This is a genomic window from Chimaeribacter californicus, from assembly GCF_002858675.1.
Classification (GTDB): Bacteria; Pseudomonadota; Gammaproteobacteria; order Enterobacterales; family Enterobacteriaceae; genus Chimaeribacter; species Chimaeribacter californicus.
Genome location: NZ_PJZF01000121.1, coordinates 1 through 367, shown reverse-complemented (window position 1 = coordinate 367; position 367 = coordinate 1). Strand labels below are relative to the sequence as shown.

Annotated in this window: 1 protein-coding gene; it reads right to left on the bottom strand. The window is 63.2% G+C overall.

Translation table 11 applies throughout. The annotated features are described in order from the left end of the window. A partial coding sequence (locus CYR55_RS23200) for a hypothetical protein (RefSeq protein ID WP_146001059.1) occupies positions 1-367 on the bottom strand: 367 nt, incomplete at both ends.

Sequence of the window (367 nt, the reverse complement as noted above, 5' to 3'; positions counted from 1 at the left end):
CTGCGGCGCTTTGCAGCATAGAGCCGGCATCGATGCGGATCGTGCCCTGTTCAGAGACCGCATCGGCCCCCAGCATCAGGTGGGACAGTGCACGGATAACCAAATCGCCCTGGCTGGCGATGCCGCCGTAGCCATCATGCTTCTGCACGGAGATAGCGTTACCCGCCAGCGTGACATTGCCCTGATCGCTTTGAATGCCGCTCAGCATCAGGTCGCCGTCGGCAGAGATTTCAACGCCGCGCGTCCCCACCAGGCTGCCCTGGTGGCGCACGCCCACGCCGCTTTCCGTACTGATCAGCTGAATACGGCCGCCATACATGGAGCCTAAGGCGCTGCCGTCGATGGCGACTTCCGGCCGATCTTCACC